Below are 14,299 nucleotides of genomic sequence, written 5' to 3' on the forward strand. Positions count from 1 at the left end.
ATCCAGCCTTGGCTGGAGGATCATATCGATATCTATAATTTACCGACGCAGCTGTCTTTATAAATTTCACAAATCACAAAAGAATTATATAATGAGTTTCAGTAAAAGGGGTGAATAGCACACAGGATCAACAAAGGAATGCGCACACAAACCAGGAGAAAAAAATGAGCACCGAAAGCCAATGCCCGTTTACGGGAGCCGGAAGCAGCAAAACAACCTCAAACGGGGACTGGTGGCCGAATCAGTTGAATCTGGATATTCTTCATCAGCATTCTCCCAGATCCAACCCGATGGACGAAACGTTCAACTATGCGGAAGCATTCAGCAAACTGAACCTGAAGGCCGTAAAAAAAGACCTCAGGCACGTCATGACCGACTCCAAAGACTGGTGGCCGGCTGACTGGGGGCACTATGGCGGTCTGATGATCCGTATGGCCTGGCACAGCGCCGGAACCTACCGTGTCGGCGACGGACGCGGGGGTGCGGGCAGAGGCCAGCAGCGTTTTGCTCCGCTCAACAGCTGGCCCGACAACGTCAGCCTCGATAAAGCCCGCCGCCTGCTCTGGCCGGTAAAAAAGAAATACGGCAATAAAATCTCGTGGGCCGATCTGATCATTCTGGCCGGCAACGTGGCCCTGGAATCGATGGGATTCAAGACCTTCGGTTTTGCGGGCGGACGCGAAGATGTCTGGGAACCGGACCGGGATGTGGACTGGGGCTCGGAGAAGGAATGGCTGGATAATGACGGACGCGACCTGGACCCCGACAATGTGGATAATCCGCTCGCCGCCATTCAGATGGGCCTGATTTATGTGAATCCTGAAGGCCCGAACGGCGAACCCGATCCGCTGGCCGCCGCAAAGGATATCCGAAACTCTTTCGCGAGAATGGCCATGAATGACGAGGAAACAGTGGCCCTGATCGCCGGCGGGCATACCTTCGGGAAAACCCATGGCGCCGGCGATGCCTCCCATGTCGGCCCCGAACCCGAAGCGGCGCCGCTCGAACAGATGGGCATCGGCTGGAAAAACAGTTTCGGCAAAGGCATGGGCCGCGACACCATCACCAGCGGCCTCGAAGGAGCCTGGACGCCCCGGCCGACGCGATGGGACACCGGATTCTTCGATATGCTTTTCGGCTATGAATGGGAACTGGTCAAGAGTCCGGCCGGTGCCTGGCAGTGGCATGCGAAAGATGTACAGGAAAAAGATCTGGCCCCGGATGTGGAAGATCCGTCGATCCGTGTACGAACCGTCATGTTCACCACTGACCTCGCCCTGCGGTTCGACCCGATCTACGGTCCGATCTCCAAACGTTTTCATGAAAATCCGGAGGAATTCAGAGAAGCCTTCGCCCGCGCCTGGTTTAAACTGACCCACCGCGATATGGGACCGAAATCGCGCTATCTCGGCCCGGAGGTTCCGGAAGAGGATCTGATCTGGCAGGATCCGGTCCCGGCCGTAGACCACAAACCGGTTTCCGCAGCGGACATTAAAGCGCTCAAACAGCAGGTTCTCGACGCAGGACTTTCGATCGCCGATCTGGTCTACGTGGCCTGGTCTTCGGCCTCCACCTTCCGAGGTTCCGACAAACGCGGCGGAGCCAACGGCGCACGTATCCGGCTCGCCCCTCAGAGAAACTGGGAAGTCAACCAGCCGGCTCGCCTGAAAAAAGTGCTCAAAGTGCTGGAAGCTATTCAGGCCGGTTTCAACAGACAGCATGATAAGAAGCAGGTATCCCTCGCTGATCTTATTGTTCTGGGGGGTAATGCCGCAGTGGAAGCCGCGGCCGCCAAAGCCGGATATAAAGTCAAGGTGCCTTTCACACCGGGCCGTACCGATGCGACGCAGGAAATGACTGAAGTCGATTCCTTCGAATATCTTCGACCGCTGGCTGACGGATTCCGCAACTATCTTCCGAAAACATATGCTGTTTCCGCCGAAGAACTGCTGATTGATAAAGCACAGCTGCTCACCCTGACCGCGCCCGAAATGACGGTGCTCATCGGCGGCCTCCGTGTACTGAACGCCAACTTTAAACGGGCGAAAACCGGAGTCCTCACCAAACAGAAGGAGACGCTCACCAACGACTTCTTTGTGAATCTGACGGATATGGAAACGGAGTGGAAACCCGCTGAAAAAGAGGGGTTCTACGAAGGGTTTGACCGGAAGACCGGAAAACGGAAATGGACCGCAAGCCGCGTCGACCTTATTTTCGGCGCGCACTCGCAGCTCCGTGCACTGGCCGAGGTCTATGCCCAGGACGATGCAAAGCAAAAATTCGTCAACGACTTCGTCGCCGCCTGGACCAAAGTCATGAACCTCGACCGGTTCGACGTCGCCTGAATTATAGCTATTGGAAACAGAAAAGCGTCCCATCCGGGGCGCTTTTTCTGTTTAATGGCACCATGAATTTTGAAGCAGCACTTCGATCCTGTCCGAAAATCCTGATGGAGGCCGCCATTGCCGAGCGGGTTCGCCGGGCACATCCCGGCCAAATGCATCCCCGGCTTGCGACCTCTCTGATGATCCTGACTCCGGAAGGACGGAACATTCTCCGCGCCTTTGTGCGAGAGTATATAGCCATCGCCCGGAAAGCCAGCCTGCCGATAGTCATCGGTACACCGACCTGGCGGCTTGATAAGCTCCGCAGTTCTGAAGAGCACATTCCTGACGATCTGAACAATCAGGCCGTCGCCTTTGAGCAAGCATTTAAAGAGGACTATTCCCGCATCATCGTTGCCGGACAGATCGGTTGTCAAAATGACTGTTATAAACCCGAAGAAGCGCCCGGCACCGAAGACGCCTACGATTTCCACTCCTGGCAGATCGAACGCCTGACCGATTCAGACTTCCTCTACGCCGTCACCCTTCCGGAAGTCGGAGAAGCCCTCGGCATCGCCCGGGCCATGGCCGCAACCGGCCTGCCGTATATCATCAGTTTTGTGATCGGCAAAGACGGCCGCATCCTCGACGGCACACCGCTTGATCGGGCCATTGAAACCATTGATTCCGCAACCCGGCGGCCGCCGACGGGATATGGCGTCAACTGCTGCTACCCCGCATTCCTCCGGACCTCGGAACTTTCCGGAAATGCCGCAGGGCGCATGCTTTCCATTCAGGCCAACGCCTCCTCCCTCTCGCATGCCGAACTCGAAGCGGCCGAAACCGTTAAAGCCGATCCGATTGAGGACTGGAGCCGCTGCATGCTGAACCTGCACCGTACCACCGCCATAAAAATACTCGGCGGATGCTGTGGAACCACCGGCCGGCACCTGAAGACCCTCCTATAAAAAATCCGGCCGCCGGAACAGCAATCCAACGACCGGAACAGGCCGGCAGTCCGGGAGAATTTTTAGAAAGACGCACCAATCCAGGCCCCCAGAACAAGGGCGTCATCAATATCACCGTTGGTCCCGCCGCCGGGGTCCACGATATACTGCACGGACGGCTGAATGTAGAAACTCGGAATAATCTGAATCCGATGGCCCAGTTCATAAACCATTTCCGCATCCACATCGCCGCCGGAAACATACCGTCCGTATTCATCGCTGATTTTCCCATACGTTACAAAACACATGGTGTGGTCGTTTTCGCGCCCGGGAAACAGCCCTTTCCAGTTTGCACCGCCGCTGATCTGCATCGGCACTTTGGCCGTTTCGTCCTGATGCGTATAGGATCCGAATGCGAAAAGACGCAGATTCTCCATCACTTCGACATCACCATGTCCGTAGAAGCTCAGCAGATTCCCGGTTTCGCCCCCGTCAAAATCGGTGTAGTCATATACCGAATCCGCGATGCCGAGGTAGACACGGGCCGGACGGTCAAACACCTCCGGCGTCCAGTCATACTGCGCCATAAAGGTTACCCCGTCATCGCTGCGCCAGCTCCAATCGGTTCCCTTCACGTAATCGCTCCAGATGGAATCACTGACCTGATAAGCACCAAGCTGGAATTGATGTTCTTTGTTCAGCGTATACTTCACCCGGCCGCCCCAGAGCCCCAGGGGAAAGGAATAAATCTGCGAATTCTCCAGCATCAGCGAACGAACCGGACCGTTAATGGAGGTGCTGAGTGAATACCGGTTAAGCTCGTTATCGGCAAAATCCTCATCCATGGACGTGCGGCCGAATTTAACCGCCAGATCCTCTCCGAACATTTTTTCGATCCAGACCTGATAGAGCCAGGTCACCTGCCCTTCGGCGCCGCCGTTGATCGTCATCGGGTCATAAATGCCGCCGACATCGCCGGCAATGCCGTTACCGGAACGGTTGACTATGGATAGTTTAATTCTGGTTCCATCCCACCCGATCAGTTTTTCCAGATCGAGATCCACCCCGGCATAGGTCTGCGCCGTAAAATTATCGGCCGTCTCAATCCCGCCGTCCACATTCGCGGCATAGATGGAATCAAAATAGAGGAACGGAAAAATTCCCGCCTCTTCCATACTTTCGTGCCGACTGAACAGCCGCTCCTCTTCATACCACGCTTTATTCTGAACCGCCTCTTCAGCAACGGCCGTCAGCGATAGTGCTGCACATAACCCTGTAAATGTATTTTTCATGTTCACTCCTCATTTTCGGTCGAGCCGGGATGCCGCCGCATCCCGGTCTCCGCCCGGGTGAATTTCGATTATACCGCCTGCCGCTCTCCGGCCAGAACCTGCTCCATCAGCCGTGCGATGTCGGGATTTTCGTATAGCGCCTCAACCATTGCCGCATAGGTTTGGGAGAACCGTTCATTGTCAACCAGATCACCGAAAATCGGTTCCAGCCGCAGAAACGAAAGTACATCATCCTCTGTGCCCATCGCCGCCAGATGCAGCTCGTCTTTCATTTCATCAACAACATCCAGCTCCACACCATGCCGACTGAGCCCTTTATCGCTGTAATAACACCAGGCAGCAATCACCAGCGTTGCAAAATCAATACTTCCGCCGGAAGCGAGGTTTTCATTGATCGTGGAAATCAGGAACTTCGGCAGTTTGGCCGAACTTTCCAGACAGATGCGCGCCAGACTGTCTTTGATATTCGGATTTCCGAAGCGCTCAATCAGGCTGTCTTTATACTCATCCAGATTGATCCCCTCCACTTCGTCGAGCACCGGCGTTGCTTCACGGTCCATAAAGGCGCGCAGATAACTTCTGAACAGCGGATCCGTAACGGCACCATCGATCGTTTCATGGCCGTGAATCGAACCGAGCAGACCGAGTACGGAGTGACCTGCATTCAGTAACCGGATTTTCATTTTTTCGTAGGGCGTGACATCCGGCACAAATTGAGCACCGACCTTTTCCCAGGCCGGACGGCCGTTGGAAAAATTATCCTCAATCACCCACTGACAGAACGGTTCGCAGGTAACCGGCCATGCACCGCGCACTCCGAACTCGGTCCGAAGATATTCAATGTCCGATGCGGTCGTCACCGGCGTAATGCGGTCCACCATGGCATTCGGAAAACAGACGTTGGCTTCGATCCATTCAGCCAGTTCCGCATCCAGTTTTCCCGTAAAAGCCAGCAGCATTTTTTTTGTCATGTCACCGTTATGCTGAATATTGTCGCACGACTGAACAGTGAAAGGCGGCAACCCGGCATCGCGGCGTTTTTTCAGCGCGGCGGCCAGATAGCCGAACACCAGTCGCGGAGCATCCGGATGGGCCAGATCGTGCTGGACATCCGGATTATCGAACATGAATTCGCCGGTGGCGGGATGGAAATTATAGCCGCCTTCCGTAATGGTCAGGGAAACGATTTTCGTATCCGCGCAGGCCATCCGCTCGATCACCGCCATCGGATCGTCCACGCTCAGCATAAAATCGATAATCGATCCGATGACACGGGCTTTCACCCGGCCGTCGGGATGCTTGAACATCAGGGTATACAGATAATCCTGCTCTTTGAGAATATCGCGCATTTTACGGTCCGCTTCCCGCAGGCCGACGCCGCAGATCCCCCAGTCGAGTGCATCGGATTCATTCATCAGCGATCCGGTGTAATAGGCTTCGTGAGAGCGGTGGAACCCGCCGACACCCACATGTACAATGCCCGCTTTCATTTTACTGCGGTCATAGGTTGGAATGATCATTTTATCCGCCAGCAGCGGCAGATTTTTCTGGTTCAGTTTGATCGATTTATTCATGACACTCTCCTCAGAGTTTCCGGAGGGACAGCGGCCCTCCATTTTTTAATTCCTTATGAAACGACAGCTTCAGGTTCGGCGACAATCGCCGGTGCTTCAACCGAGGCTTTTTTGCGGCGCATCGCCCAGTAAGCCAGCACGAAATACACGATGGTGCAGATGAAACCGTAGCGATAGAAGAGAGCGCGGTTCACATCATAGGTTTCCATATCCGGACTGCCCCACATGGTGATGCAGGCGAGCACCATGGTAATGACGAGGCTGAGGATCGAGGTCCAGGTCAGGACTTTGGTCAGCAGCGTAGTATCCTTAACCGGCTGCGGAGTACGGGCGGCCAGATAATCCTGGTATTCCGCCACTTCCGCATCAAAGGCGGCATCGGCTGCCTCTTCTTCAGGATACGATTCCGCCGCACCGTATTTCTTCGCCATCAGCGTGTAGAGCACAATAGTGAAGAGCCAGGTCGGAATGAAGAGATAGTAGAACGACATCACATTCAGAGCATTCAGCCCGAATCCGAAAACCAGACCGGCAATCCATGAGGCAATTGCAGGTGTACTGTGGGTGAGCTTGCGGTACCGCGCCCAATAGCGGGTGAAGCCGATTTTCGGAAAGATCACATGCTCTGCGAATACAATGGCTCCGACCGGAACCACCAGCAGCCCGGCATAGGTCAGCATCGGAAGCATTTTAGTAAAAACGAACGGAAAACAGGCCACGATCACCGTCACAACACCAACCGCCAGCGTGGTTTTTTTCCGGGAATGCCGATGAAAAATCGCCTGCGCCGCCAGTCCCGCACGGTAGAGATTGGCATTCGCCGTAGTCCAGCCGGCGATGATCACAATCACGAAGCCGGAAAGACCGAGGGCATAGTACGCCACATCGCCGGGATCGAGCTCGGTAATCGTGGTTTTCAACAGCACTGCTGTGCCGGCCCCCATGATACCCGCGGAAATCCAGGCAATGAAATGACCGAACAGCATGCCCGAACTGGTACAGAGGCCGTAGACTTTTTTCTTTGCATAGCGGAACAGCGCCATATCGATCAGACCGAAATGCGTAATGGTATTCGCCGCCCAGGCGAAACCGATCACTTCCAGCAGGCCGATGCCCGGTTCGCCGGCGGCATTCACACCGGTCCAGATCGACTGATTGCCGATCGCCATAAAATCGCCGAATCCGTCAAGCACCGTTTTACCCAGTACAGCATTGGACAGCGCCGGCATCAGCACGAGCGATCCGCTGGTAAACATGACAAACAGCCAGGGCGCACAGATTCCCGAAAATTCAGAAACCGCATTAAAACCATACATAGCCACAAAAACCACTATGATTCCTACCGCCAGCACCACCACAACAAACCACGGATTGGTGGGATACCACGCCAGCTGTGCCGGTATTTTAAACAGAAACCGCACCGCCGTCGACGACACCGTAATCATGGCCGCCGATATCACCGTGAAGATGATGACGTTCGCCCAGTTATACAATGCCGTCATTTTATCGCCCGCAATTTTATGCAGATAGTTGTAAAGGCTCATCCGTGTATCCACGGCAATCGGCGAGGTGATCATCGTCCAGCTGAGAATCGCCAGAATATTCCCGATGAGCAGACCGAGCAGGATGTCCATGGTTTTTGCGCCCAGCGCAACAAAAGTGGCCCCGATAACAAACTCGGTGGCAGCAACGTGTTCACCGGCATAGAGACCGAGGAAGTGGCCCCAGCCGTGCAGTTTATGCTTTGAAACCGGAAGCTGTTCTTCACTGATACTCTTCAGATGCTGGAAGTTCGCGTTCATACTCTCTCCTCACATTCAGTAACTGATTCATAATTAACAAGATACTCCGGAAGAACCGGAGTGGCGCCCTTCTGCATACAGACAAAGGTGGAGACTTCGTTGGTGTAGAGATTCACTTTGCTCAGCGGCCACCCCTGCAGCACGCCCATACAGAGCGCTGCCGTCGCCGAATCACCCGCCCCCACCGAATCCACCGCCAGCCCTTCACAACCGGCGCAGTCATCGATCTCATGTGCGCTCAGCAGAATACTTCCGTCTTTCCCGCGGGTGAAAAAGATCAGCTTCAGGCTGAACAGCCGGCGCAGCGCCTTCAGCTGCTCCACTGTATCGCCCTGAAGATCAAAATAATCCGCCAGCACCGGAAGCTCTTCATCGCTGAGCTTCAGCACATTCGCCAGCTCCAGCGACTCGGCAATAATCGGCTTCGAATAAAAAGACTGACGCAGATTCACATCGTAGATTTTCAGCGCATTATCGGGAACCTCACAGATGAAAGAACGGATTGAGCCACGCGATTCGCCGGAACGCTGCGAAAGCGAACCGAAACAGACCGCATCCAGCGTGGCCGCAAATGCCTTCAGCTCTTCCGGACAGGGAATATGATCCCACGCCACATCTTCGTGAATTTCATAGGTCGGTTTCCCGGCTTCATTCAGCACCACATCCACTGTACCGGTCGGATACTCCGGCGTTTCAAAAATAAAATCCGCCGACATCCCCAGTTCATTCAGCCCCTCACGAATCTCTTTACCGAGCGGGTCTGCACCCACGCAACTGACCGGTTTGGCGTTAGCACCCAGCTGACCGCAATGACATGAAAAATTGGCCGGGGCACCGCCCAGGCGCTTGTGTTCCGGAAATACATCCCAGAGCAGCTCGCCGATTCCTGCCACATTAAATGTTCTGTTCATCGTTATCTCCTCTCCCCGTCGGGGCTGTAGACTTTCCTGATTTGAGACTCACAGGTTCTCATGAAAGGTCTGTTTGTAAATCTATTTGCTAATTTTATATTTGCATATATCTAACATTTACATAACATTTAATGCATGAACCACTCAAAACCAAGGTACTTACAGATATCCGAAGAAATTCGCGTTTTAATCCGAAACCAAACCTATAAACCCGGTGATCTCCTTCCAACCGAACAGGATCTGGCTAAAAAATACAGCACCTCACGCCCCACCGTCGCCAAAGCGCTGAAACTGCTGAGCGATGAAAAACTGGTGCGCCGCCGCGCCGGTTTCGGCACTCAGGTGCTTCCGCCGGGCAAGTCGGCTCTCACCGCCGCCTTCCTCATTCCCCGGCTGCATGAAACCGAGATTTTTGAACCGATCTGCGCCGGCATTTCCCACACCGCCGGGCGCGAATCCATGCGAATCATCCGCCCCTCCGAACTGGGTATGGATACCGATCCCCGCCATCTGGCGGAAGCACTCACCGATCAGTTTATCGATGAAAAAGTAAACGGCGTTTTTTTCACACCGGTTGAGCACATCCCCAATCAGGAGGAATTCAACCTGGGCATTATTAAACGGCTCGGCCGCGCCGGCATCCGGACAGTCCTGCTCGACCGCGATGTCTACCCCTGGCCCCGCCAGACCCCGTATGACCTCATCGGCATCGACAACATCGAAGCCGGATACATCATGGCCCGGCATCTCCTGAATAACGGATGCGGAAAAATCGCCTTTGTATCGGCTCCCAATCCGGCCATGACCGTGCAGCTGCGCCGCATCGGCAGCTCCGAGGCCCTCGTGCATGCCGGACGAACGGCCAGAGAACTCGAACAGGTCGAATATCAGCCGGATGCCCCGCGTAAAACCCTTCAGAAACTGGTAAAGAAAGGCGTCCAGGGCATCATCTGCGCCAACGACGCAACCGCCGCCCCGCTGCTTCGGGAGCTGATCGATTACGGCATAGACATTCCCCGGTCGGTCCAGGTCTGCGGATTTGATGATGTCAAATACGCCTCGCTGCTGAGCGTCCCGCTGACCAGCTACCACCAGCCCTGCGAAGGCATTGGAAATGTAGCGGCCAACGTTATGCTCAACCGCATCCGGCATCCGGAAAGTCCGGTACAGCGCATAACGCTGAAAGGTCAGCTGATCATCAGAAACTCATCCTGCGGCCCGATTGGTTAAAGCGATCCAGACATTCGAAATTTTATAACCATTAAGCACAAAGTACGCAAAGTTTTGGCAGGATCAGGTGCCCCACCCCGTCGCCCGGCTGAATGGCTCAGCGTACACCCGCCCGATGGGACATCGGGCCTACAGGCATACGAGTAACTGATGTGGCCTTAACAGGATACCCCTATAAAGCAAATCATCTGTTATACGGGGCAGGCCGGCGGCCGGCGATACCAGCCTGCGCCGCTGCCTCGATGGCATCGGAACCTGATCGTACCGCAGGCGGCTCGCCTGCTGCAAAACCGCACCAGCTCAACCCTTGAAAATACTTAATTTTCTCCTTACGGATCATCTAACATTTTATTATCGTGATTTATAAAATAAACAACGCGAAATTTTTCCGATATAAGGAAAAACATGAGACCAATATATTTGCTTACGATTCTCACGATTCTTGTCGGTTGTAGAGAACAAGATCCAAACAAGGAATTGATGAAGGAAGTTGCTGAAGCGTATCAAGCTGGTTCCAAAAAGATTCTCACAGAAGAGTTATCTAATGAAAACACTGAGTTCATTGCAGACACTCTGGAGCTTAGAACCCGATGTGATCAGATCATGACTCATATTGGAAAAGGTGAAATAGACAAAGCCTTCAGTGAGATCAAAAAATACACATTCCTCCCTAAACAAGAAATGGATGCGGCTCAAGCTGCGACCAAAAAACAAATCTCTTTAACTCTAAATAGATTTGGTGATTTTTGCGGGTACGAATTTGTTTCCCAAAAAAATGTGAGCCCATCACTTGTTAAGTTTGAGTACATTGCAAAATGTGAAAACCATCCTCTTGTCTGGCGGTTCATGTTCTACAAAGCAGATAACAAATGGACACTAAATATTTTTAATTGGGATGACCAAATTCAGACATTAAATTAATCGAACCAGAAATTAGAGCCTATCAGGACAACGTTGATTAATTCGGTCAATGCCTGATTCCCTTCAAGCTCACTTTGGACGTTGGATGAAGAAGGAAAAATAGCCTCTTCAGCAAAATCTGTGGGTTGCTTCCGGCTCCGGGAGGTCGCCCATCGTGTGAAACAGGGCGATTTCAAGCACTTCGTAGCTTCGAAAGCCGTATGCTTTTCTCGTTACCAGATTTACTTTGCGGTTCAGGCCCTCGACGACGCCTGATGAATAGGCCTTCTTGGCTTTGAACCAGTTCAGGATCAGCGGCTGATGCCGCCGGATCGTTCCGACAAATTTTTTCATAGGATCGAGTCGCGAGCGCATGGCTCGGGTGCTCCATTTCTTGAGATACCATTCTGCCCAGTATGGGCTCGTGTAGTTCCAGAAGAGCTGGAAGCTTTCCTTGAGCAGATAGGCCCGGACGCTCTTCAGGTCGTAGGTGAGCACATCATTGAGTTTGAGTGCCTGTTTCTCGGTGAGGTTTTCCGGGTTTTTGAGCAGGCAGTATTTCGTATGTTTAAGCACCTCGTCATCGCAGCCCTCCTGCCGTAAGCGTTTGACCTCGTCGATACGAACCTGGTTCACGGCTTTGTTCAGATGCTGAATGATGTGGAAGCGGTCGAGCACATGCAATGCCTGCGGGGCCTTTTTAGCGATGACCTTGAGGTAGGCCCTCCACATGTCGGAGCAGACGAACTCCAGCCGGGCGCAGCGATCCCGGCCGAAGGCCCGGAAGATCCGCAGCAGGGTTTTGGCCGTACGGTCTTTACCGACGAACAGCAGGCGGCGCATCCCCGCATCGATCCGGTAGACCACGGTAAGGTATTGGTGTCCCTTGCCGTATTGGATTTCGTCCACGCCGATGGCCATCACGCCGTCAAGGTTGCGGTGCGCCAGCCCATAGTTGACAATGGCTTTGACCGAGCGGTAGACCGTGTCCCAGCTTGTGTGGAACGATTCGGCGGTTTCCTTCCACGAGAGTCTGCGTGCCCAGCGGGCAAGAAACAGCTGAAACGCTTTGGTTGTATGCGACTTTCCATCCGCCCACGGAACCTTTTCGACCTTCACACCGCATTCGGGGCAGTTGACTCGGCGCATTCGGTATTCAAGTTGGACGGGAATATTCCAAAGCGGAACGAATTCGAATTGCCGCACCGATTGGCGGTCGTAGCATTTCCTTGGCTTGCCGCACCCCGAGCAAAGCACCTTGCCGTTGAGTCGGGGCCTGATTTCCGCCACCAACGCCGGACCGGCATTACGCAGTTCCAGACGGCAGGCGGAGTAAACAAATGATTTGAGCGGATGAACTCTGTTGAGTAGGGTCTGGATTCGCACCGGGCATACCTCTTCTGTGTTGTGCAGTTCTGGTAGACCACACATTACAGATAAGTTGCCCGGTGCGTTAATCATTATTTTTTACCCACAGATTCAGCAGAAGACCCGAAAAATATGAATCATGAATCAATAGTTAAGCGTCTATCTGAACCTCTTTACAATTCCAGAAAATGGATGCGCATCGCCAGCGTTCTTCTGATTGTCCAAGGCATTTTCTCAATTTTCAGCATCTGGGGAATACTAATTTGCTGGATTCCTATTTGGATGGGAGCTTTGTTGCGACAAGCGGCCAATCTTATAACCACATCATTTGAAACAAATGATGAAACTACATTCACCACAGCAATGGAAAAACTTGCCAAATATTTCCGGGTATTTGGAATTCTGGCACTCATCATGGTAGTTGTTTTCATCCTAGCAGTCTGTCGGACTTATCTATTTTAGATTTAAGGCACCTACGATAGACTGGTTTAGTCTTAACGGATTAGACTTATGGCTACTCGACTCAAAAACCTCGACCGCAATACCCCGATGCTTTTACCGCCGGATCTTCGCGACTGGATTCCTCAGAACCACATCGTTCATTTTCTGATTGATGCCGTGGAACGGCTTCCGAGCGAAAACTTCCACGTCAACCGGCGGGGAACCGGCGACGAGCAGTATCCACCGCGCATGATGCTGACCCTGCTCATCTATTGCTACGCTACAGGCCGCTTCTCCTCGCGCGTGATTGAGGAGGCATCCTGGTCGGATGTCATCGTTCGTTATATCTGCGGGGGCGACCTGCATCCCGATCACGACACCATCTGCACGTTCCGCCGTACGAATCGCGAGCTGTTCGAAAAGGCTTTCGTGCAGGTGTTGCTTATGGCGCAGGAGACCGCCGGGCTCAAGAAGGTCGGCACCGTGAGCATCGACGGCACCAAAATCAAGGCCAATGCCAGCAGGCACTCCGCCGTCAGCTATAAATACGCAGGCGAGCAGATCGAACTGCTGCGCCGGGAGGTTGAGCAACTCACGGCCAAAGCCGAACAAATCGACAACGTTCCGCTCGACGACGGGCTGAGCATTCCAGACGAAATCGTCCGGCGCGAAGACCGAATCAAGAGCTTGGAGCAAGCCCGCTCCATCATCGAGGAGCGTTACAAAGAAGAACACCTGCAGAAACAAGCGGACTACGAAAAGAAGAAATCCAGGCGCGACGACCAACGTAGAAATGGACGCAAACCGCGCGGCAAGGAGCCCCAGCCTCCATCGGAAACGCCGCCCGACCACAAGCAGTACAACTTCACCGATCCCGAAAGCCGGATCATGAAAGCCGGGAACGGAAACCACTTCGAGCAGGCCTATAACGCACAGGCCGCAGTCGATACCGAAACCTATCTGATCGTCGGCCAGCTCGTCACCGACGCACCCAACGACAAGCAGCAACTCAACCCCGTGCTCGAAAGCATCCCTGCCGAGGTTGCCGATCCGGAAAACGTTCTTGCCGATACCGGCTACTACAGCGAAGACGCCGTCAGGAAAGCGGAGGCCAACGCTGGTCCGAGCGTTTATTGCGCCATGGCCAAAAGTGGACACCACGTCAGCGTCGCCGATCTTGAAAAACAATCCATCGCCCTTGCGCCGCCGCCGGACGCATCCGCAAAGGAGCAGATGGCCCACCGCCTCAATACGCCCGAAGGCAAAGCACTCTATAAAAAACGTAAGCAGACCGTGGAGCCCGTCTTCGGGATCATCAAGGAAGTCCTCGGCTTCCGCCGGTTCTCTATGCGAGGGAAAGAGAAGGCCGAAACCGAATGGAGCCTCGTCTGCCTCAGCTACAATCTAAAGAAAATCTTCACCCTATCGGGAAGGTGCGCCCCGGAACGACCGCTCCGAACCGCAAAACAGCACGCCAAGGCCTTGGCGCGACCTATTCTCGCGTTTTCCC

At 53.8% G+C, this 14,299-nt stretch carries 10 protein-coding genes and 1 pseudogene; 5 read left to right on the plus strand and 6 right to left on the minus strand.

Going from position 1 to position 14,299, the window contains the following annotated elements:
• Positions 1 to 164: 164 nt before the first annotated feature.
• Positions 165 to 2,345: a catalase/peroxidase HPI gene (katG, locus tag EGM51_11730; protein QBG48034.1), complete on the plus strand. Its 2,181-nt coding sequence runs from the start codon at positions 165 to 167 to the stop codon at positions 2,343 to 2,345.
• A 62-nt stretch (positions 2,346 to 2,407) separates the two neighbouring features.
• A complete protein-coding gene (locus EGM51_11735) occupies positions 2,408 to 3,292 on the plus strand; it encodes a hypothetical protein (GenBank protein ID QBG48035.1) in 885 nt (294 codons plus the stop codon).
• Positions 3,293 to 3,354: 62 nt separating this feature from the next.
• Here the strand turns inward: EGM51_11735 and EGM51_11740 are convergent, their stop codons facing one another.
• The 4 genes from EGM51_11740 to EGM51_11755 form a co-directional block, all read right to left on the minus strand.
• Positions 3,355 to 4,563 carry a carbohydrate porin gene (locus EGM51_11740; GenBank protein ID QBG48036.1) on the minus strand — a complete coding sequence of 403 codons (1,209 nt, stop codon included), beginning with the start codon at positions 4,561 to 4,563 and terminating at the stop codon, positions 3,355 to 3,357.
• A gap of 68 nt (positions 4,564 to 4,631) precedes the next feature.
• Positions 4,632 to 6,137, minus strand: coding sequence for a mannitol dehydrogenase family protein (locus EGM51_11745; protein ID QBG48037.1), 1,506 nt, complete (start codon positions 6,135 to 6,137; stop codon positions 4,632 to 4,634).
• A gap of 53 nt (positions 6,138 to 6,190) precedes the next feature.
• Positions 6,191 to 7,939, minus strand: coding sequence for a hypothetical protein (locus EGM51_11750; protein QBG48038.1), 1,749 nt, complete (start codon positions 7,937 to 7,939; stop codon positions 6,191 to 6,193).
• The gene (locus EGM51_11755) at positions 7,936 to 8,850 is read right to left on the minus strand and encodes a carbohydrate kinase (protein ID QBG48039.1); all 915 of its coding nucleotides are present in this window, start codon (positions 8,848 to 8,850) and stop codon (positions 7,936 to 7,938) included. Before EGM51_11755 ends, EGM51_11750 begins: the two co-directional genes overlap by 4 nt.
• 135 nt (positions 8,851 to 8,985) lie before the next feature.
• Here EGM51_11755 and EGM51_11760 point away from each other — a divergent pair, with 135 nt between their 5' ends.
• Positions 8,986 to 10,080, plus strand: coding sequence for a GntR family transcriptional regulator (locus tag EGM51_11760; GenBank protein ID QBG48040.1), 1,095 nt, complete (start codon positions 8,986 to 8,988; stop codon positions 10,078 to 10,080).
• A gap of 405 nt (positions 10,081 to 10,485) precedes the next feature.
• On the plus strand, positions 10,486 to 11,001 hold the full coding sequence (locus tag EGM51_11765; protein QBG48041.1) for a hypothetical protein: 516 nt from the start codon (positions 10,486 to 10,488) through the stop codon (positions 10,999 to 11,001).
• Between the two features lie 108 nt (positions 11,002 to 11,109).
• Here the strand turns inward: EGM51_11765 and EGM51_11770 are convergent, their stop codons facing one another.
• A complete protein-coding gene (locus tag EGM51_11770; GenBank protein ID QBG49304.1) occupies positions 11,110 to 12,366 on the minus strand; it encodes an ISL3 family transposase in 1,257 nt (418 codons plus the stop codon).
• A gap of 155 nt (positions 12,367 to 12,521) precedes the next feature.
• Entirely contained in the window at positions 12,522 to 12,764 is a 243-nt protein-coding gene (locus tag EGM51_11775; protein ID QBG48042.1) for a hypothetical protein, read from the minus strand.
• Between the two features lie 94 nt (positions 12,765 to 12,858).
• Between EGM51_11775 and EGM51_11780 the strand changes: the two are divergent.
• A pseudogene (locus tag EGM51_11780) lies at positions 12,859 to 14,214 on the plus strand (DDE transposase).
• Positions 14,215 to 14,299: the final 85 nt, after the last annotated feature.

The organism is Verrucomicrobia bacterium S94 (genome assembly GCA_004299845.1).
GTDB lineage: Bacteria > Verrucomicrobiota > Kiritimatiellia > Kiritimatiellales > Pontiellaceae > Pontiella.